19 protein-coding genes and 3 pseudogenes are annotated in these 19,917 nt (G+C 60.6%); 8 read left to right on the forward strand and 14 right to left on the reverse strand.

Annotated elements, in window-relative coordinates:
• Positions 1 to 5 precede the first annotated feature (5 nt).
• From ccoS to ccoN, 8 genes are all read right to left on the reverse strand, one after another.
• Positions 6 to 161, reverse strand: coding sequence for a cbb3-type cytochrome oxidase assembly protein CcoS (gene ccoS / locus NKI79_RS12750; protein WP_352801934.1), 156 nt, complete (start codon positions 159 to 161; stop codon positions 6 to 8).
• A complete protein-coding gene (locus NKI79_RS12755) occupies positions 158 to 2,443 on the reverse strand; it encodes a cation-translocating P-type ATPase (RefSeq protein ID WP_352801935.1) in 2,286 nt (761 codons plus the stop codon). The genes ccoS and NKI79_RS12755 overlap by 4 nt, the downstream gene beginning before the upstream one ends.
• The gene (locus NKI79_RS12760) at positions 2,440 to 2,937 is read right to left on the reverse strand and encodes a FixH family protein (RefSeq protein ID WP_352801937.1); all 498 of its coding nucleotides are present in this window, start codon (positions 2,935 to 2,937) and stop codon (positions 2,440 to 2,442) included. The genes NKI79_RS12755 and NKI79_RS12760 overlap by 4 nt, the downstream gene beginning before the upstream one ends.
• Complete coding sequence (ccoG, locus tag NKI79_RS12765; protein ID WP_502909817.1) at positions 2,934 to 4,499, reverse strand: cytochrome c oxidase accessory protein CcoG; 1,566 nt, start codon at positions 4,497 to 4,499, stop codon at positions 2,934 to 2,936. The genes NKI79_RS12760 and ccoG overlap by 4 nt, the downstream gene beginning before the upstream one ends.
• Before the next feature lie 180 nt (positions 4,500 to 4,679).
• Positions 4,680 to 5,543, reverse strand: a complete 864-nt coding sequence (ccoP, locus tag NKI79_RS12770) for a cytochrome-c oxidase, cbb3-type subunit III (RefSeq protein WP_352801939.1) — start codon at positions 5,541 to 5,543, stop codon at positions 4,680 to 4,682.
• A gap of 2 nt (positions 5,544 to 5,545) precedes the next feature.
• Positions 5,546 to 5,695 carry a cbb3-type cytochrome c oxidase subunit 3 gene (locus tag NKI79_RS12775; RefSeq protein ID WP_352801941.1) on the reverse strand — a complete coding sequence of 50 codons (150 nt, stop codon included), beginning with the start codon at positions 5,693 to 5,695 and terminating at the stop codon, positions 5,546 to 5,548.
• A gap of 12 nt (positions 5,696 to 5,707) precedes the next feature.
• A complete protein-coding gene (gene ccoO, locus NKI79_RS12780) occupies positions 5,708 to 6,439 on the reverse strand; it encodes a cytochrome-c oxidase, cbb3-type subunit II (protein WP_352801943.1) in 732 nt (243 codons plus the stop codon).
• Between the two features lie 11 nt (positions 6,440 to 6,450).
• Positions 6,451 to 8,061 (reverse strand): cytochrome-c oxidase, cbb3-type subunit I, encoded by a 1,611-nt coding sequence (gene ccoN / locus NKI79_RS12785; protein ID WP_352801945.1) that lies wholly within the window; start codon positions 8,059 to 8,061, stop codon positions 6,451 to 6,453.
• A 252-nt stretch (positions 8,062 to 8,313) separates the two neighbouring features.
• Here ccoN and NKI79_RS12790 point away from each other — a divergent pair, with 252 nt between their 5' ends.
• Positions 8,314 to 8,724 carry a hemerythrin domain-containing protein gene (locus NKI79_RS12790; protein WP_352802098.1) on the forward strand — a complete coding sequence of 137 codons (411 nt, stop codon included), beginning with the start codon at positions 8,314 to 8,316 and terminating at the stop codon, positions 8,722 to 8,724.
• 2 nt (positions 8,725 to 8,726) lie between these two features.
• On the opposite strand, the gene NKI79_RS12795 is transcribed toward NKI79_RS12790, so the two are convergent.
• Positions 8,727 to 9,455 carry a Crp/Fnr family transcriptional regulator gene (locus tag NKI79_RS12795; RefSeq protein WP_352801946.1) on the reverse strand — a complete coding sequence of 243 codons (729 nt, stop codon included), beginning with the start codon at positions 9,453 to 9,455 and terminating at the stop codon, positions 8,727 to 8,729.
• Positions 9,456 to 9,618: 163 nt separating this feature from the next.
• On the opposite strand from NKI79_RS12795, the gene hemN reads away from it, so the two are divergent.
• A complete protein-coding gene (gene hemN, locus NKI79_RS12800; protein ID WP_352801947.1) occupies positions 9,619 to 10,968 on the forward strand; it encodes an oxygen-independent coproporphyrinogen III oxidase in 1,350 nt (449 codons plus the stop codon).
• 12 nt (positions 10,969 to 10,980) lie between these two features.
• Here hemN and NKI79_RS12805 read toward each other — a convergent pair whose 3' ends face one another.
• From NKI79_RS12805 to NKI79_RS12820, 4 genes and pseudogenes are all read right to left on the reverse strand, one after another.
• Positions 10,981 to 11,412, reverse strand: a complete 432-nt coding sequence (locus NKI79_RS12805) for a potassium channel family protein (RefSeq protein WP_352801949.1) — start codon at positions 11,410 to 11,412, stop codon at positions 10,981 to 10,983.
• Positions 11,413 to 11,474: 62 nt separating this feature from the next.
• Positions 11,475 to 11,807 carry a DUF779 domain-containing protein gene (locus NKI79_RS12810; protein ID WP_352801950.1) on the reverse strand — a complete coding sequence of 111 codons (333 nt, stop codon included), beginning with the start codon at positions 11,805 to 11,807 and terminating at the stop codon, positions 11,475 to 11,477.
• Between the two features lie 70 nt (positions 11,808 to 11,877).
• Positions 11,878 to 13,394, reverse strand: a pseudogene (adh, locus tag NKI79_RS12815) (aldehyde dehydrogenase).
• A gap of 138 nt (positions 13,395 to 13,532) precedes the next feature.
• Positions 13,533 to 14,501 carry a GAF domain-containing protein gene (locus NKI79_RS12820; RefSeq protein ID WP_352801951.1) on the reverse strand — a complete coding sequence of 323 codons (969 nt, stop codon included), beginning with the start codon at positions 14,499 to 14,501 and terminating at the stop codon, positions 13,533 to 13,535.
• Between the two features lie 424 nt (positions 14,502 to 14,925).
• On the opposite strand from NKI79_RS12820, the gene NKI79_RS12825 reads away from it, so the two are divergent.
• The 5 genes and pseudogenes from NKI79_RS12825 (at position 14,926) to NKI79_RS12845 (ending at position 17,541) form a co-directional block, all read left to right on the forward strand.
• Positions 14,926 to 15,174 carry a DUF2905 domain-containing protein gene (locus tag NKI79_RS12825; RefSeq protein ID WP_352801952.1) on the forward strand — a complete coding sequence of 83 codons (249 nt, stop codon included), beginning with the start codon at positions 14,926 to 14,928 and terminating at the stop codon, positions 15,172 to 15,174.
• Positions 15,147 to 15,664: pseudogene (locus NKI79_RS12830) on the forward strand (helix-turn-helix domain-containing protein); the annotation flags it as partial. The gene NKI79_RS12825 and the pseudogene NKI79_RS12830, both read left to right, overlap by 28 nt.
• A 979-nt stretch (positions 15,665 to 16,643) precedes the next feature.
• The gene (locus tag NKI79_RS12835; protein ID WP_352801954.1) at positions 16,644 to 16,820 is read left to right on the forward strand and encodes a hypothetical protein; all 177 of its coding nucleotides are present in this window, start codon (positions 16,644 to 16,646) and stop codon (positions 16,818 to 16,820) included.
• A 3-nt stretch (positions 16,821 to 16,823) separates the two neighbouring features.
• Positions 16,824 to 17,078, forward strand: a complete 255-nt coding sequence (locus tag NKI79_RS12840; protein WP_352801955.1) for a DUF982 domain-containing protein — start codon at positions 16,824 to 16,826, stop codon at positions 17,076 to 17,078.
• Positions 17,079 to 17,274: 196 nt separating this feature from the next.
• Positions 17,275 to 17,541 carry a DUF982 domain-containing protein gene (locus tag NKI79_RS12845; protein WP_352801957.1) on the forward strand — a complete coding sequence of 89 codons (267 nt, stop codon included), beginning with the start codon at positions 17,275 to 17,277 and terminating at the stop codon, positions 17,539 to 17,541.
• A gap of 145 nt (positions 17,542 to 17,686) precedes the next feature.
• Here NKI79_RS12845 and NKI79_RS12850 read toward each other — a convergent pair whose 3' ends face one another.
• Complete coding sequence (locus tag NKI79_RS12850; protein WP_352756632.1) at positions 17,687 to 17,971, reverse strand: hypothetical protein; 285 nt, start codon at positions 17,969 to 17,971, stop codon at positions 17,687 to 17,689.
• A gap of 141 nt (positions 17,972 to 18,112) precedes the next feature.
• On the opposite strand from NKI79_RS12850, the pseudogene ligD reads away from it, so the two are divergent.
• Positions 18,113 to 19,884 (forward strand): annotated as a pseudogene (gene ligD / locus NKI79_RS12855) (DNA ligase D).
• The last annotated feature ends 33 nt before the right edge of the window (positions 19,885 to 19,917 follow it).

A 19,917-nucleotide genomic window follows, 5' to 3' on the forward strand; every position in this document is an offset into this window, starting at 1 on the left:
ACAAGTCAGCTTTCCAGTCTGTCATCTTGGTCGATGAGGATGCGCTCCGCCGCTCCGTCGAGGTCCTCGTATTGCCCGCTCCTCAAAGCCCACAGAAATCCAGATAGCCCAAGAGCACCGAGGAACAGGGCCACAGGTATCAGATAGACGAGCGTCGTCATGACGATCGTGCCAATGCGCCGAGGGCGGACCGTTTGCCGCGCCTGCCCGCCGTCTCTGGTGCGTTCGTCGCAAAGGACGCCAGGCGTAACGCATTTCCGATGACAAGCAGCGACGAGCCGGACATGGCGATTGCGGCGATCAACGGTGTGACGTGCCCCGAAATGGCGATCGGTACGGCGACGGCATTGTAGACAATCGCGATGGCGATGTTTTGCCGGATCAGTCGTCCGGCCTTTCGCGAGACGTCGAGGGCAAGCGGTACGGCCGAAAGGCTTTCGCGCAGGAACACGAAATCCGCTGCCTTGCGGCCGACATCGGCGGCCGTGGCAGGCGCTATCGAGACGTATGCCGCGCTTAGCGCAGGGGTGTCGTTGAGGCCGTCGCCAACCATCAGCACCTTGTGGCCGTCCTTCGCCAGCGTTTCGATATACTCTACCTTGCCCGAGGGAAGCAGCGCCGGAACAAAGTGATGGATGCCCAATGTCGCCGCGACCTCGCCGCAGGCAGCCGCAGTGTCGCCCGACAGCATTTGCGCGGATACCTTCGCGTTGTTCAGTTGCTCGACGGCCGCTCTGGCGTCTGCACGCAACGCGTCCTCGAAGACAAAGGAAGCCACAATGATCCCATCTTTCGTCAGAACCGTTCCGCCATATCTGCTTTGGCCGCCGCCGGTTCGGGCCTTCCATCCGGCCCATCCGCGCCTACCCAGCCGCCAGGTGCTGCCCGCGGCAGTGGCTTCGATGCCGAATCCAGGGTGCTCGCTGACAACCTCGAGCTTTGGCTGGCCGGCGAAACCTGCAAAGTTTGCAATGGCCTTTGAAAGTGGGTGACGGGAATGCGCGGCCATATCGGCTGCGATTGCCAGCATAGTCGGGTGGATGGACGGTGCGTTGAGGAGCCGGGGCTGTCCGAGCGTTAGCGTGCCGGTCTTGTCGAACACCGCGACGTCGATCGCCGCCAAGCGCTCCATGGCGGAACCGTCCTTGACCATGACGCCAGCTTCGAACAGACGCCGCGCGGCGACAACCTGCACGATCGGCGCGGCGAGGCCGAGCGCGCAGGGACATGTGACAATGAGGACGGCGATGGCGATCGTCATTGCCCGGTGCCAGTCGCCGATGGCCACCATCCAGCCGAGAAACGTCACGAAGGCGGTCAGATGGACCACCGGCGCATAGAGCGCCGAAACGCGGTCGGCGATCCGGCGATAATACGCGCGACCGCCCTCGGCCGCTTCCATTAGTCGGACCATCTCTGCCAGGAAAGAGTCTTTTGCGGCGGCTGTCGCCTCGACCGTCAGCGGGCCCGTGAGATTGAGAATGCCTGCCTGCACGGCTTCTCCTGACGCCACGGTTCTGGGAACGCTCTCACCGGAAACCAGCGAACAGTCGAGATCCGAGAAGCCTCGAACAATCTTGCCGTCGACCGGAATCCGCTCACCCGCCGCGATCAGCAACTGCATGCCGGGTTGTATCTCGCCGACCGGCCGGTAGTCGCACGTGCCATCATCACGCATCACCATGGCGCCACGCGCCGCCAGCCGTGACAGGCCGTTCACCGCGGTCCGGGCACGCTCCCGCATCACGTGATCAAGCGTGCGGCCGATCAGCAGGAAGAACAGCAGCGATACCGATGCGTCGAAGTAAGCGTGGTCGCCATGGTTGATGGTTTCGTAGAGGCTCATCGCGTAGGCGAGCGAGACCCCAACAGCAATCGGCACATCCATGTTCATGCGGCCGTGACGCAACGCGTTCCATGCCGAGCGGAAGTAAATGCCGCCGGCTAAGGCGAGGGCAGGGATGGCAATCAGTGCCGAGATCCAATGGAACAGGTCGCGGGTCGCACCTTCAGCGCCGGACCAGACCGAGACCGAAAGCAGCATTATGTTGCCCGCCGCAAAGCCGGCAACGGCGACGGCGCGGATCAGTTCCGAAAGCGTCTTGTCTTTTTCATCAAGCTCGGGCTCGAAAAGATGCGCTGGGTAGCCCAGCCGCTCAAGCGCAGCGACGAATGGCGGTGCCTCATTCCCACGCCATCGGATCGAAACCCGTTTCGTCGACAAGTTGACCCGTGCGTCTTCGAGGCGATCGAGCTTTTCGAGTGCTGTCTCGATCGTCTGTATGCAGGCGCCGCAGTGAACAGTCGGCACTGAGAGATCGGTCTGGTGAAGATCATCGCCAAGCGAGCGGCTCGCCAATTTGACTTCCTGGTTCGACGGCAAGACGGGTGTGACCCCATCGAGGGCCAGCGCCATTTCAGCGCCCGGCGCGCAGCAGCTCATTGCAGCGCTCCTTGGGAAATTATGATCCGACGGACATCGCGATACGGTTCGGCGAGACCAGCATCGGCTTCGACTTCGACGATCCAGACGCCATCTCTCGGCGTGTGCTGCGCCGCAAATTCCTGGCCTGTAGTTGAGGCCAGAGTGACGGACTTGTCCTCCGCCTCGTAAGCGGGGTGGCGAAACAGAACCTTCACAGAATGCAGGGGAATGGGCTTGCCGGCGGCATCGCTGAGGCTGTAGCGGACCTCGCCCCATGCGATGGTGAGTTTGCTGGTCCAGTCGAGTGCGGCCTGCGCGCGCCCGTCCTTGGCCTTCTTGTTGAATTGCTGGCTCGCCACATAGGTGTTTTCAACGACAAGACCAGTCCAGCTCGTGCTGGCCAGCGTGGCCATGGTCAGATTGACCGCGATGACCACCCCGAAGAAGGCAAGGATGGTGAACAGCATCTGCCTGCCGGTGAATTCGCGGGTCTTTTGTGTTCTGGCAGTCATCTGGCAGTCTCCGGCGCGTTGAAGGTGGCGGTGTATTCGTCCGATTCGAAGCTCGCCTTGTCCTCGACACGGAACGTGAAGGTCTGCGGTGTGCCCTGAATTTGATCCGCCGGCTGGCGCACGAAGACCTTCAGCATTTTCAGGCGGTCGGGTTCGACCGGAATAGCGAAAGAACGGCCTGCCGGGATGTCGCCGCCGACCACGCTCATCTCGGCGCCCTGCAAGCCCTGCATCGTAACGACGATCGTCCTTGGCTCGGGGATCATGTTGAGCAGCTTGACGATGTAGCCGTTGCGGATCGAGCCGTCGGACAGCGTGACGAATTGCGGATTGCGGTCGTGCAACACGTTGACTTCGAGCCGATCGCGCGTCAGCAGCGAATAGAGCAGGCCGAGGCCAATCAGCGACCACAAACCCATGTAGACATAGGTGCGTGGCCGAAAGATCTTACGAATATGGAAATGCGCCACGTTGTCGGAGAACAGGCCATCGGCTGTCCTGACCAGCGACGGATTGACCGAACTGGAGCCGCCCGCGGTCGCCAGCATCATATTGGCGTTGTAGTCGGAGAGCGTCGCGTAGGAGATTAGCCCGCGCTCCCTGCCGAGCTTGTCCATGACGCCGTCGCAGGCATCGATGCAAAGCGCGCAGGTGATGCATTCGAGCTGCTGGCCGTCGCGAATGTCGATGCCCATCGGGCAGACAGCGACACAGGCATTGCAGTCGACGCAGTCGCCGACGGGCTGCCCTGCGGCGAGAACCTTCTTGGCGTGACGGGAGCGCGGTTCGCCGCGCCAGTCGTTGTAGGTGACGGTGAGCGAACTTTCGTCGAGCATGGCTGCCTGGATGCGCGGCCATGGGCACATGTAGGTGCAGACCTGCTCGCGCATCAGCCCGCCGAACGTATAGGTCGTCGCCGTCAGTACGGCGACGGTGATATAGGCGACAGGTGCCGCGGTGCCGGTGAAGAGCTCGCCGACCAGCGTCGGTGCATCGGCGAAGTAGAAGATCCAGGCGCCACCGGTCGCCGCGCCTATGATCAGCCAGATGGCGTGTTTCGATACCCTCAGAACGAACTTGCGGGCGGTCCAGGGACCGGCATCGAGCTTGATGCGAGCGTTGCGATCGCCCTCGATAGCTCGCTCGACGACGAGAAACAGATCGACCCATACGGTCTGGGGGCAGGTATAGCCGCACCAGGCACGGCCGACAGTCGACGTGATCAGGAACAGACCGACGCCGGCCATCACGAGAAGGCCGGCCACATAGTAGAATTCCTGCGGCCATATCTCGATGAAGAAGAAGTAGAAACGCCGGTTGGCGAGATCGAGCAGCACGGCCTGGTCCGGGGCAAACGGGCCACGGTCCCATCGCAACCACGGTGTCAGGTAGTAGATACCGAGTGTGATCGCCATCACCAGCCATTTGAACTGGCGAAAGCTTCCCGTTGCCCGTTTCGGGAAAATCTTCTTGCGCGCGGCATACAGTGGCTGGCGCACTTTGGCGGAGTTGACCGCCTCGGCTTCGAGCCGTTCTACCTGCGTATTGTCCAGCACCTGCATCTCCACTCGCGCCGGCGGCAATCCGCCCATGCCTGGGCTGCCGGCGTGAGCAAGTCTTGCCGCAGCCCAGGGCCGGTCGCGTTGATGCAGGTCAAACCCGTTGCCGGAATGCAAGTTGAGGCCCGGCAATGCCGGGCCTCGTCGCTTGGCCGGCGGAGGGCCGGGAATAGGCCCCTCTTCCTATTCCCCGCCACCAAGCGAATGGATGTAGACGGCGAGTTCCTTGACTTTGGTCTCACCCAGGCGCCCGCCCCAGGCCGGCATCACGCCTTGTTTCGGCGCGCGGACCTGGGCGGCGATGGCTGCCTCGCCGGACCCATAGAGCCAGATCGCGTCGGTCAGATCGGGGGCGCCGAGCTCCTTGTTGCCTTTTGCGTTGTCGCCATGGCAGGCGACGCAATTTTCGGCAAAGACCTTGGCGCCGGGTTTGATCAGACTTGCGTCCTGGACCTTTCCCGACAGGCTGGCGGCGTAGGCGCTGACCTGGGCGATCTGGTCAGCGGTTATGATGTCGCCAAAGGCAGGCATTTCCGACAGGCGCGTGTCCGGATCGGATGCGAAGCGGATGCCATGCGTGATCGTCTGCTGGATCTGCTCGGCTTTGCCGCCCCACAGCCAATCGTCGTCGTTGAGATTGGGAAAGCCCTTGGAACCTTGGGCGCCCGAGCCATGACATTGTACGCAATTGACCTTGAAGGCGGCACCACCGGCAGCGACCGCGAATTCGCGCAGGCCATCGTCCGCGGCAATCTCCGAGACGCTCTTGGATTCCACGGCCGCGACATATTTTCCCTTGGCGGCTTCAGCCGCGGTCAGCTCATTCTTGACCTCGTTGCGGCTGGAGTAACCCAGCACACCCTTCGTCGCCGAGTGCAGCAGAGGCCATGCCGGATAGGCGATGGTGTAGCCGATCGCCCAGACAATGGTGACGTAGAAGGTTACGACCCACCAGCGTGGAAGCGGGTTGTTCAGCTCCCGGATGCCATCCCATTCGTGGCCGGTAGTCGAGACGCCGGAGATTTTATCGATGTGCTCGTCGCTCATGATCACTCGTCCTGAAGGGGAATCTGGGCAGCTTCGTCGGCCAGCTTGCGGCTGCCTGGGCGCAAGGCGAAGGCGATGGCACCGACAAAGAAAAGCGCCATGGCGACCAGCCCCCAGCTGTCCGCAAACTCTCGCATGAAATTGTAATCCATGGATAAAACTCCTCAGCGGTAGCCGGCGGCTTCGTCGTAGTTCTTGAAATCGACCAGCGTGCCGAGCATCTGCAGATAGGCGACGAGGGCATCCATTTCGGTGACCTGTTGCGGGTTGCCGTCGAAGTCGCCGATCTTGGCTTTTGGGTAGCGGGCTTCGAGGCCGGATGTATCGGCGCTGGGATCGGCTTGCGCCATCAGGTCGACATTGGCGTGGGCGATCATGTCATCGTTGTACGGGACACCGACACGGCTGTTGGCGACCAGATGTGTCGAGAAATCCTTCACGTCGATCGGCGTGTCTTTCAGAAACGCGTAGCTCGGCATGATCGATTCCGGCACCACCGAACGTGGATCCGTAAGGTGGTCGACATGCCATACATTCGAGTAGCGGTCGCCAACCCTGGCAAGGTCCGGTCCGGTGCGCTTCGATCCCCACTGGAAGGGATGATCGTACATCGACTCGGCCGCCAGGCTGTAATGGCCATAGCGCTCGACTTCGTCGCGGAATGGCCTGATCATCTGGCTGTGGCAGAGGTAGCAGCCCTCGCGCACATAGATGTTGCGCCCCACCAGTTCGAGTGGCGAGTAGGGGCGCATGCCTTCGACCTTCTCGATGGTGTTGTCGAGATAGAAGAGCGGTGCGATCTCGACAATGCCGCCGACAGTCACCACGAGGAGAGAGCCGATGAGAAGAAGCGTGGCGTTCTTCTCAATGAGTGCGTGTTTGTCCATCAAGGCCATTTTCTGGCTTCCTATTCGGCAGGCTGAAGGGCGGGAACGGAGCCGGGCATCGGCTCCTCCTCGCGCTGGTATCCGAGGATGGTCATGGCGACGTTCCAGGCCATGATCAGGGCGCCGGAGAGGTACATGGCCCCGCCGATGGCACGCATGACATAGTAGGGGTGCATGGCGGCCACGGTTTCAGCGAAGGAGTAGACCAGGAAGCCCTGCTCGTCGTATTCGCGCCACATCAGGCCCTGCATTATGCCGGACACCCACATGACGGCGGCGTAGACGACGATGCCGAGCGTCGCCAGCCAGAAGTGCCAGGTGACGAGGCGCAGCGAGTAGAGCCGTTCACGGTTCCAAAGCTTCGGCACCATGAAGTAGATCGCACCGAACGAGATCATGCCGACCCAGCCGAGCGCACCGGAGTGGACATGGCCAATGGTCCAGTCGGTATAGTGCGACAGTGAATTGACCGCCTTGATCGACATCATCGGGCCCTCGAAGGTCGACATGCCGTAGAAGGCGATGGCCATCACCATCATGCGGATGATCGGATCGGTGCGGAGCTTGTCCCAGGCGCCGGACAGCGTCATAAGGCCGTTGATCATGCCGCCCCATGACGGCATCCATAGCATGATCGAAAACACCATGCCGAGCGTCTGTGCCCAATCGGGCAGGGCGGTGTAGTGCAGGTGATGCGGCCCGGCCCAGATGTAGAGAAAGATGATCGCCCAGAAATGGATGATCGACAGCCGGTAGGAATAGACAGGCCGGTTCGCCTGCTTGGGCACGAAATAGTACATCATGCCGAGGAAGCCTGCAGTCAGGAAGAAGCCGACGGCGTTGTGGCCATACCACCATTGCGTCAGGGCGTCCTGGACCCCGGAAAAAGCCGAGTAACTCTTGGAGCCGAGGAACGAGGCCGGCATCGACAGGTTGTTGACCACATGCAGCATCGCGATGGTCACGATGAAGGAGAGGTAAAACCAGTTCGCGACGTAGATGTGCGGTTCCTTGCGCTTCAGGATCGTGCCGAGGAACAGGATGAGATAGGCGACCCAGACGATGGTCAGCCAGATGTCCACATACCATTCAGGTTCGGCGTATTCGCGGCTCTCGGTGATGCCGAGCAGATAGCCGGTCGCGGCCATGACGATGAAAAGCTGATAGCCCCAGAACACGAACCAGCCGAGATCGCCGCCGAACAGCCGCGCGCGGCAGGTGCGTTGCACGACATACAATGACGTGCAGAGCAATGCGTTGCCGCCGAAGGCAAAGACGACGCCCGACGTGTGCAATGGCCGCAAACGGCCGAAATTGAACCAGGGCTGGATGTTTAGATCGGGGTAGGCAAGCTGCAGCGCGATGACAACGCCGACCAGCATGCCGACGACACCCCAGAACATGGTGGCTATGGCGCCGTAGCGGATGGGTCCGTCCATGTAAGCGGATGGGTCGATCGGAGCGGCCACTTCGAAGCTTGTGTTGCGCATTAGGATGGCGACAAAGCCGAGCAACACAAAAAACAGCACCCACATATGCTGCCGGAACGGCTCGTCCACGCCGAAGCCAGCGGCTACCAGAGCCGCAAATGTGAAAAGGCACAAAGCGAAGATTTGAGTGCCGAACTTCATGAGATGTCCCCGACTTCGGATTCTGGTGCGCGGACGCCAATCCGCGTCGACACCAATTCCGCAGTCGCGGTCTCGCCGCCTTGATCCATGTCAAAGCTCAGCCCTTTCGGATTGGGCAGCGTGGTCTTTGCAAACGACCGGAGGCCGCCGTTGAACCGGAAGAAATGGCAGGGATCGTCGCTGTTCGAAGAAGGCGATGAAAAGCCCATACCAGCTGGTCGATCCAGCAGAGAAGCGATCCCGGCTGCCGTTATGAGGCGCGCACACAGGGAAAAGCTGCAACTCTGCGATTCTTTGGAGACAATTGCAGATGCCTTGCCCAGGGTCGACCGTCTGAAGTGCCTCGGCACGGCCAACGCGATCGTTCCGCTGCTGCGCGACATTCATCGATACGAAGAGACGGTCATCTTCCCCGCCTATGAGGAGGCCACGGCAGGCAGCAATGCGAACCTTGCCTCCACCAAGCGGTTGCGGGCCGAACATGTCGAAGATGAATGCTTTGCCGGCGAGGTGACCGAAATTCTGCTGGCCATCGGTCACGGCGAGACGGTCGAGAACCCCGAAGCAATCGGTTTCATGTTGCGCGGCCTGTTCGAGAGCTTGCGCCGGCACATCGCGTTTGAACGCGAGCACGTCCTGCCGATGATCGGGATCGTCGATTGATCCTAGACGCCAGAGCGTCGTTGTAGCCGGGTCAAGTTGTCGACGGTGACTTCCCGATTGTTCTCGATCCGGATCACACCATCTGATCGCAGCCGGGTTAGCTGCCGGCTCACCGTCTCGATCGTCAGGCCAAGGAAATCGGCGATATCGGCACGCGTCAACGGCAGATCGAAACTTGTCGACTGAGCGGCCGGATCGAGGGTGGGATCGATGTTTCTAGCAATCATCAGCAGAAAACTCGCCACTTTTTCCGCAGCGGTCTTGCGGCCCAGCGTGACCATCCAGTCGCGTGCCTCGTCGAGTTCGTTCAGCGTCTGCTTGAGCAGGCGGTGCTCGAGTTCTGGTGACTCTCTCATCATCCTTTCGATAGACGCCCTTGGAAACGAACACAGGGAAACGGACGTTGCGGCTTCGGCGTTGATTGCGCTTTCCACTTTGAAGGGCCGCCCCAGAAAATCGGGGGCGAACTGGAGCCCGACAATCTGCTGGCGTCCGTCCGACAGGCTCTTGGTCAGCTTCACCACGCCGGAAAGCACGTTCGAATAACTGTCGACGGTCTCGGTGTCACCAATCAGTTCTGCGCCCGGTTCAACGGTATGCTTCGATGAGGTTTTGGCCAGACCCACCAGTTGATCGGGATCGAGCGCACCGCATACACCATGGTGGCGCGCTTCGCATGATTGGCAAAGCACGGGAACGCCGGCGCTGTGAACATCCTGACGCACTGTCACCAACGATGGTCCGAGAAATCTGAAGATGCCAGCAGGATATAACATCCGCCCGAAAAAGCCTTGCGGCAGTTTGTCCGCGGCAAGATGGCATTGACCGAAATCAAGGCCGCCGGGCGTCCAATGTGAGCAATGTCGCGCCATGCAAACTGGAGCGGATAGAGACATGCGGCCTGAATTAGTTGCCAGACTTGGTGAGAACGTGCCGCGCTATACAAGCTACCCAACGGCGCCGCATTTTCATACAGGCGTCGATGCTGCAATTTGTCGTGGTTGGCTGCAGGCGCTCAACGATGGCGATGAGATCTCGCTCTATCTGCACATCCCGTATTGCGACAAGCTTTGCTGGTTCTGCGCTTGCCATACCAAGCAGACACGCCACTACGAACCAGTGACCACATATCTGCGCTCACTGCATGCCGAGATCGCCACCATTGCCGATCTTGTCGCAGGCAAGGGCCGCGTGCGTGCCGCCCATTTCGGCGGCGGTTCGCCGACGATGCTCAAACCGCAGGATATCGTGGCGCTGGGAACCGTCCTGCGCAACAGCTTCACGTTTCTCCCCGGTGCAAAGATCAGCGTTGAGATCGAACCCAACGATATGGACGATACCCGCCTCGATGCACTTGCCGAAATCGGTATGACAAGGGCGAGCCTCGGCGTCCAGGATTTCGACCCGAAGGTGCAGAAAGCGATCAACCGCGAGCAGAGCTTACTGCAGACCAAGACGGTTGTTGATGGCGTTCGTTCGCGCGGCGTCGAATCCGTCAATCTCGATCTGCTCTACGGCCTGCCGCATCAGACCAGGGAGAGCATCGCCTCCACGGTTGCACAGGCACTGACCCTGGAACCGGATCGGATAGCGCTTTTGGGCTACGCCCATGTGCCGTGGTTCAAGAAACATCAGACGATGATCGACGAGGCATGGCTGCCGGGTCCGGCGGAGCGGTTTGCCCAGTCGCAACTGGCAGCTTGTCTTATGCTGAACGCGGGATATGAAACCGTCGGCATGGACCATTTCGCCAAGCCCAACGATGCGTTGGCCGTCGCGGCCCGAACCGGGACGTTGCACCGGAACTTTCAGGGCTATACCGAGGATCATTGCGAGACCTTGATCGGCCTTGGTCCGTCATCCATCAGCCAGTTTCGCGAGGGCTATGCACAGAACTTGCCTTCGACCGCCGAATATGGACGCATGGTTGCAGAAGGAGGGCTCGCAGCGGTTCGAGGCATTGCGCTTTCCGAAGACGACCGCGTTCGCGGCTGGATCATCGAGCGACTGATGTGTGACTTCGCCTTTTCGGCGATTGAGCTGGTGCGGCGCTTTGGCGAAGCCGGCCAAAGACATCTCCTCAAGGCGAGTTCCACGGCTCTTCATGGTCCTGCGCGGCTGCTTGAACTTGATGGTGACCGCTTCGTCGTGCCGGCGGAAAGCCGGCCCTTTGTCAGAAGCATCGCGGCGAAGTTCGACAGATATTTCGAAACCGGTACAGCCAGGCATTCCGTAACGGTCTGAACGATCGCCCGTTCAGAAGTGCTCGCCGGCCTTGAATGGGCCAATGCGGGTGCCGGCCGCGATCAGATAGGCGGTCGACCAGCCAATCAGAAGAAATCCGTTCACGCCCTCTAGAGCCGCGAGGACGCGCCATGCGTGAGCGGGCACAATGTCGCCGTAGCCGACGGTCGAGAAGGTGATGGTGGAAAAGTACAGCGCGGTTTCGAAGTCAGCAAAGATATCGAGCAACCGGTATAGTCCTGCCCAGAGCCACACCTCTGTGGTCATAATGGCAAAGAGCCCCATCACCACGCTGATCATCGCAACGATGCGGCTGCGGCGCCCGTGCATGCGAAACCGGGCGACTAGGTGTCCCATCGCATGTGTGACCATCATCAGACCAAAGGTGTGAACCAGGACCGTGAGGCTAATGACGACGGTGCCGATGAGCAGATTGAGGATCATCTTCGCAAGGTAGAGATTGCTGCGGTGCCTTCCTTGCTCGAAATCAAACCGGCAAGTTTCGCCTATGCGGTGCAGATCTTCGACCGTGTCAGGAATCGCTTCTCCCGTCCGTTATCGAGGGAGAACATGCCGCCGCGGCCAGGCACTACGTCGATGATGAGATCGGTATGCTTCCACACCTCGAATTGCGAAGCTCCGATGTAGAACGGCGCCTTACCGATGTGGCCGAGCAACACATCCTGATCGCCGACGATGAAGCCAGCACGCGGATAGCACATCGGCGAAGACCCGTCGCAGCAGCCGCCGGATTGATGGAACAGCACTGGTCCGTGCTCGGCAACAATCTCCGCGATCAGTTCAAGGGCTTCCGGCGTCGCCGTGACTTTTGCATGCATGGTCTAATCCGGTTTCCAGTCATTATGGGCGCGGCCCATCGCGGACCGCGCCTGTAAGACAAAGAGGTGATCAGAAGAAGCCGAGCTTCTTCGGGCTATAGCTGACCAGCATGTTCTTGGTCTGCTGATAGTGGTCGAGCATCATCTTGTGTGTCTCGCGGCCGATGCCAGACTGCTTGTAGCCGCCGAAGGCCGCATGCGCGGGATAGGCGTGGTAGCAGTTGGTCCAGACGCGGCCGGCCTGGATCGCGCGGCCGAAGCGATAGGCACGGTTGCCATCGCGGGTCCAGACCCCGGCCCCGAGGCCGTAAAGCGTGTCGTTGGCAATGCTGAGCGCTTCGTCATCGTCCTTGAAGGTCGTGACAGAAACCACCGGCCCGAAGATCTCCTCCTGGAAGATGCGCATTTTGTTGTGTCCCTTGAACACGGTCGGCTTGACGTAATAGCCGCCCGCCAGATCACCAGGCAGAACATTGCGGGCGCCACCGGTCAGCACCTCCGCGCCTTCCTGGCGGCCGATGTCGATATAGGACAGGATCTTCTCCAACTGCTCGGACGAGGCCTGGGCGCCAATCATCGTCGCCGGATCAAGCGGATCGCCCTGCACGATCGCCTCGACGCGCTTGAGGGCGCGTTCCATGAACGTATCGTAGATCGATTCATGGATGAGCGCGCGGCTCGGGCAGGTACAGACCTCGCCCTGGTTTAGCGCAAACATGACGAAGCCTTCGATCGCCTTGTCGAAGAAATCGTCGTCCTCGGCGACAACATCCTTGAAGAAGATGTTTGGCGATTTGCCGCCCAATTCCAGTGTTACGGGGATGAGGTTCTGGCTGGCATATTGCATGATCAGCCGGCCCGTCGTGGTCTCGCCGGTAAAGGCGATCTTGGCAATGCGCGGCGACGACGCGAGTGGCTTGCCCGCCTCGAGACCAAAGCCGTTGACGATGTTGAGCACGCCCGGCGGCAGCAGATCGCCAATAAGGTCGGCCCACAGCAGGATGGCAGCCGGGGTCTGCTCGGCAGGCTTCAGCACGACGCAGTTGCCGGCCGCAAGTGCGGGAGCAAGCTTCAGCATGCCATCAGCAGCGGAAAGTTCCAGGGGATGATCTGGCCGACTACGCCGAGCGGCTCATGGAAATGATAGGCGACGGTGTCGTCGTCGATCTGGGAAAGGCTGCCTTCCTGGCCGCGCACGGCGCCGGCGAAATAGCGGAAATGGTCGATGGCCAAGGGCAGGTCGGCGGCGGTTGTTTCACGGATCGGCTTGCCGTTGTCCCAGGTTTCGGCGCATGCGAGGAGATCGAGATTCTCCGCCATGCGGTCGGCGATGCGGATGAGGATGAGTGACCGCTCTGCAACGCTGGTGCGCCCCCAGGCGTCCTTGGCGGCATGTGCCGCGTCCAGGGCCCCCTCGATGTCCTGGGCATCCGAGCGCGCCACCTCGCAAAGTAGCTGACCGTTCACCGGCGAGTGGTTCTCAAAATAGCGACCGGCGCGCGGCTCGGTCCACTTACCGCCGATGAAATTGCCGTAGCGCTTGTCGAAGGGCGCCTTGACCGAGCGTGAGAATTCAACCTTGTTCATGCGTATTCCTCCCAAAGCTGACGTCGCGGGATGCGACGCTTCGGAAGAGACTTGCGATTTCCGTCTGTGGTTGTCACCGTACCGGTCACAGTGGCCGGGGACGATGTGTCGCAGAATTGCGACAGTCAGACCGAAAGGTCAGTGCGTCCGGTGAAGGTCAAGGCGGTTGAGCTTGCGGTGAAGCGTCGCGCGGCTAATCCCAAGTGCCTGAGCCGCAGCAGAGACATTTCCGTCCGCCCGTGCCAGCGCACGCTGCAGAGCTGCGCGCTCTGCCTCAGCGAGAATTTTGGAGTCACTCTCAGCCCAGCCGAGCAGATCGGCGGCGGGCATCGGTTTGTCGAGGCACTGCTGCGTAATGCCAAGTGCTAGGCGGGCCGAACGGGTCGCACCGACCACAAGGTCGTCGGCATCGACGGCAATGAGTGCGCCGGAGCCTTTGTCACTCACCGGCGCCAGCAGAATTCGCGCCTTCGGGAACGCCATCCTGAAGTTCTCCGCCTCGATCCGGCGCGCCGCGTCGATCACGGCCATCGAAATGAGATTGGCGAAGGCCTCGGTCAGGTCAGCCCGGCACGAAGACACGTCAAGCGCAGCCACAAGATTCCCGTCATGGTCGTGGATCGGGGCGCTGGTGCAACTGAGTAGCGTGTTGCGCGTATGGAAATGTTGGTCACGGTGAATTGTCAGCGCGCGCCCTTCGACAAGACAGGTGCCAATTCCGTTGGTGCCTTGGCTTTCCTCATTCCAGACCGAGCCAGTCCACAAACCCCAGGAATGAAACGTCTTGTCGTCGACGGGCGCGCCGCGCCGTTCGATCGGCACGCCGGCATGATCGGCGAGAAGGACACAGCATCCGATGCCGCCTACCGCAAGATAGAGACGATCGAGACTTGATTGCGCGGCGTTGACGAGAGGTTCGATGCGTTGCCGGGCCTGCCCCAGTTCGGCCTCTGTCAGATAATGTGGAGGGCTGCGGTCAGACGGATCGAGCCGATGCAAATTGGAAGAGCGTCGCCATGAGGCGACCAGCGCGGACTTCGCGGCGGCGTCCGAAGCGATCGCGGCCTGAATGCGGTCGGCATGACGACCGGACAGATCCTCGCTCATGTTCATCCTCCCTTTCAGCTCCTGGTACAGCCTGCCCTAGAAGAGACAACGTTGGCATAGCATCAGGTTCCGCCTTCAATCACCACGCTGTCAATTCGACAGAAGCACCAGAAGGCACATCCTCATGATTCCCGTCAGTTAGTGATGTTTGGCAGATCGATAGTCATTCCTCGCGACTGCGCCTCTGGGTGTTGGCGCCTCTGGGTGTCGATGCCCCAAAGCCTACAAGCATGAACTATGCATTTCATTGATCTTGGGCAAAGACGAACAACTATATTAAGCCGCGGTACCGTGCGGAACGAGGCCGAAAGATTTCTGATTTTGGCCAAGAAAAAAACCAATTTAAGCAAGCATTGAACGCGCTCGGCTTCGCTAAACCAGATCCGCCGGATACCGCGATACCCAGAACTCTGATTGTCGCTGTTTGATCATAGTCGCCATAGGCCTATTGTGGCCCTGGTTGCCGCGGGTGGGCCTGGGCAGACTGCCCGGTGAGATCGTGGTCGAACGTGAGAACGTGACGCACCATGTCGACAGCCGCACTGGGTTTGAGGTCCTAGGGTGTGAGCTTTCAGAGGGTTGTCCATTCGGACCGCACCGAGGAGACTGGAGTTACCAAGCTTCAGCATCCATCGGAGGGTCCGAATGGACAGCCATAAGAATGCCCGTCTGACGCCGCTGGGTCGAGAGGAGATGGCGCTGTCGGTCATTGAGGGGCGTCTTTCCCAAGCCCATGCGGCGCGCGTCCACGGCGTGTCGGCCAAGATCGTGGCGCGCTGGGTCGAGCGCTACAAGGCCGAAGGGCGGGTCGGTATGGTCGATCGTTCCTCGCGGCCCGCCCATATGCCACAGGCCACCCCAGCGTCGACCGCCGAGCGCATTGTGGCGCTCCGGCGGCAGCGTTGGACCGGCAGTCACATCGCCCATGAGGTCGGCGTCTCGCCGCCACCGTCAGCCGGGTTCTCAAGCGTGCCGGGCTGTCGCGGCTGAGCGACATCGAGCCGGCCGAACCGATCCGACGCTACGAGCGCGAGCACCCCGGCGAGATGATCCATATCGATATCAAGAAGCTCGGCCGCTTCAGCCAAGTCGGCCATCGCATCACCGGCGATCCGCAAAAGGGCAAGTCGCGCGGCGCCGGCTGGGAGTTCGTCCATGTCTGCACTCCGCCGGGCCCGGTTTCCCATCGCTTGTGGCTCCCCGACGCCATTTTGTGAATGAGCTTGGCCGCCTGGCGCGTTTCTATTCCGGCTTACGGTCCGCCTGCGGATCGGCCGCAATTGCCAACTCCGCGGCAACCCAAGCAGCTACGACGCGGCGGACCTCGATCTTCGCCTTGCGTAGTCTTGCCCATAGGGCTTTTGCCCGCTCCTCCGGCGACAGGCCCCGCAGCCGAAATGCCTCTATGTGAGGCCCTGCGGCCCGATGGAGCGTCTCCGCGCGGTCGACGGCACAAGGTCAACAGAGTGCGGTTTGATATTGGCAGCCGTCACCAGAGCGCGTCCATGTCGGCCAGCATAACCGCACGGGCAGCCCTTCGGCGTCGTGGCGGGCGTCGCCGCTCGGCCCTGTGGGCTGGAAACGAAGGGGGCATGGGGGTCTTCGCGAGCCAGTTATCCGATCCCCCGCTCAGAAATTTCTACCAACATTCCTGACGGTTACGGCCCAGCATTGTACGATTCTTACATCCTGTTGATGTCGGTCAGGGAGAGAGTACTGTCCTCTCTTCGGCGTGCCCCTTGGGGATGGTCGGATGAGTGTCGTTCAAATTGTCAGTCCAATTCTATATCAGGCTATTGCTGCACTCCTGAACGGGGCGGCTCGCGGAGACATTGTATCGATCAAGGCTGCAATAGAACGAGTCCGTGTGACTGCGCCTAATCTGCGGGCATCTGACGAAGAGCTAACTGAGGCTATCCTTGAGGTAGCTTCCGCCACTGGCCTGTTCGTGTGTTTCGACGGCCGGGAGTAGCTGTCCAGCACGCGCCTCGCTAATCCGTCTAACGTTCCCGCCCAGCATTCCAGGAATTTTGCTTATCGCGGCCCCGCAAGACGGGCGCGCCGTCCTGCTTGATGTTCGTGATTAGCAGAACAAATCCGCTCGCGGTGCAGTTCGGTCCTCTTAAGCATGCAGGCCCGAACATGGCTGAAATCGAGAAAGCCAAACAGAAGGCTATTGCCGAACTTGTGCGGCGGTGGATCACCTCAGAGGTAATCCGCAATTACCTTCGCAACCTGCTAAATCTGCCTGTAGAACGGGAACTGCCGGCCGAGCAAAGGTATTTGCTGGAGGAACTTGCTAGGGCCGACAAAGAGTGACGTATGGCCCCCCACTGGTTCAACCCTCCGGTCCCCGTCAAGACCGAGCGTACCGGGATCATTCGCAACGTCAACAACGCCGAGACAGCCGGCGAGGAGCTGATGAAGTGGACCAAGCGTGGCCCTTGCTGGGACCTCGCGGTGCGCGTTTGCATGGCCGTGATATTCGACGAGATGGAACCCGAGGAGGCCCGCAAGGCATTCCTGGCTGCCGCGATGGAGGAGGGGACGTTAATTCCCCCAACGGCAAATAGCTAAATTCGGATTGCAATGTCAGTCTCTGTAGCCGAGGGCCCGCCGCCCGTGAGAAAAGCGACGGACCCGACAGCGGGTGCATCCACGAAGACTCGACCGCTGCGAGTTCTAAACCCGCGAGGGTCAGCAACGTTCCCGATTATCGACCCGGCGCTACACTGGGTTGGTCAGTAGGCTCCTGCCGCTCTAAGTTCCCCTCATGGGTCCCCTCTGGTTCTCTCCGCCGGTCTACGTGAAGACGAACCGTCCGGGCATTCGCCATGGAGTCAGCCACGTCGAGGGAGCCGCCGAGGAACTCATGGCGTGGGACACCAAGGGCCCGAGGTGGACTAAGGCTGTCCAATCCTGCGTGGACGCGTTCGAGGGCAGAGTCTCCCCTCAAGAGGTCCGTCAAGCCATCGAGGCGGCTGCCAAGGAGGCCAACGTATCATTGCAACCCATTGGTTGGTCCTTCCGGTGTTCGTGAAGACTGAAACCGGTGTCAGGCATGGCTGCAACAATGCGAGGGCAGCCCTTGAGCAGCTCAAGACGTGGACCCGGAGAGGACCTCGCCGGCAAAGGCGGTGACCCTCTGCCTGTCAGATATGGAGCGCGATCCGATTGACCCATGTTTACCGAGACTGACGCACCCTAGGTGCGGGCCCGCGCGATACTGTTTCGATATCTACAGTAACTGGCCCTCCGCCATCGATCCTGACCGTCACTTTGCCATCCTCGGCATCGATCCGGGTTACAAAGCCGGTGATGTCGATCTTTTCGCCAGCCTTTGCTCCCTTGGGTGTGTCGATCGAAAAGGGAAAGCTGTAAGAGGGTATGCTCACGCTCGACACGCCGTTGTCCAGCACCTTCAGGATTGTCACGGTGAGCGTGACTTCATCGCCGATCTTTACAGCCATGGCCTAGCACTCCATTTCCAGCCGATCGGGCACGTCGGACAGCGCCGTCATTCCCACTAAACATTCAATTTTGCTAAAATGTTCCGGAACCGATTGGCCGCCCTGCGGCTTGAGTCGCTGTTTCCGGGAGTCGCCTAGTGCATGAGTAACGCCGCAGACCGGCTTTCATTTGTTGAGTTTCAAGCGCCCACGTTGGTCGAGAAAGCTCCCGGGGCAGCGAATGGCTTCACGAGATCAAATACGACGGCTACCGGACCCAGCTAATCGTCGAGGGCAACACAGCACGAGCCTTCACGCGCCGCGGCTACGACTGGTCGCACCGATACAAAAGAATTGTGCAGGCCGCGGCGAACCTGCCGGTTCAAGCAGCAATCATCGACGGGGAAGCTGTGGTCCTCGGCGAGACGGGGCTGCCGGACTATCAAGCTTTGGAACGGGAGTTGGGCAACCCAAACTCGCCGAAGCTAATCTTCTATGCGTTCGACCTTCTGCACCTCAACGGTCGTGATCTTCGGCAGCAGCCGCTAACGAAACGCAAGGCCGCGCTAGAAAAACTGGTGAAGTACACCGCACCGACGCTGACCTATGCCGAGCATCTGGAGCTGAGCGGGGAGGACGTGTTCCAACATGCATGCCGGATGGGCTTGGAGGGGATCGTATCCAAGCGAGCGGACGCCCCCTATCGCTCAGGTCTCCAGACGAGCTGGCTCAAAGTTAAATGCATCAAGAGCGACACCTTTCCCATTGTTGCCTTCGTTGAGAAGCTCGGCGCCCATCCGCGCCGTATTGCATCGCTCTACATCGGCCGCCGCGAGGGCGACCGGCTCCTTTATGCCGGGAAAGCCCAGAGCGGTTACAATTTGACTGCAGCGCGGCGTCTTCGAGAGCGGCTTGATCCACTGATCATCGACAAGTCGGCCCTGTCGGAACCCGTCAACAAGCCGAAAGCGACTTGGGTTAAGCCAGACGTTCTAGCCGAGGTGCAATTCAGCGGCATCACAGATCGAGGGATCCTGCGTGAGCCAGTATTCAAGGGGGTGCGCGAAGACCTCGTGACGATACCGGCGAAGCCGCCCGCTCTATCGAAGCGGCGACAGACGGTCCGGGAACACGGTGTCCCCCGCGACAATATCCTTCAGCTGCTGCCAGACGCGGTCTCGCCCTCCAAAGAGGAGCTTATGCGCTACTGGGAGCGGGTTGCCGAACAAGCGCTAGTCCATCTCGGTCAGAGACCGCTAAAGCTGGTCCGGCACACCCAAGGGGTCACTTTTTATCACAAGGGCGCGTTACCGAGGATTCCGGCAGCCGTGCATCAGTTGCGTGTCCAGAAGCGCGAGGGGGGCGAAGGCGTTCGGGTATGGGTGGACGACCTTGCCGGTTTGCGCGGGCTGGTCGAGATGGATGCCGTAGAGCTGCATCCTTGGAACGCGACCATTGACGATATCGAGCATGCTGATCGCGTCGTTCTGGACCTCGACCCGGGCGAGGGTGTCGAGTGGGCGGAAGTAATCGAGACCGCGTTGGCGCTCCGCGACATCATGGAAGCGGCAGGCCTGGAGAGTTGGCCGAAGGTGACGGGCGGCAAGGGCATTCATTTGATGGCCCCGCTTGAGACAAAGATGACCCACGACAGCGCCCGGCAACTGGCGAAGTCGCTCGCCCAGTGCCTCGTTGATGCACGCCCCGATCGCTATCTACTCTCCGCCGCTCCGGCAGCCCGAACAGGCCGCATCTTTCTTGATTACCTTCGTAACGGGCGCGGCAACACTGCGGTGGGAGCATTCTCGCCACGTGCCCGACCGGGCTTCCCAATCGCTCATCCTGTAACCTGGGGCCAAGTCGAGCGGGGCATTCGGCCCGACGGCTTCACCGTCGATCACCCGTTCCGGGCGGCTGCCCGAAGGGCCGCGTAGGCGGGACGGCGTCCGAAGTTTTTAGTGCTGCCG

The organism is Mesorhizobium sp. M0340 (assembly GCF_040321535.1).
In the GTDB taxonomy this organism is placed as follows: domain Bacteria; phylum Pseudomonadota; class Alphaproteobacteria; order Rhizobiales; family Rhizobiaceae; genus Mesorhizobium.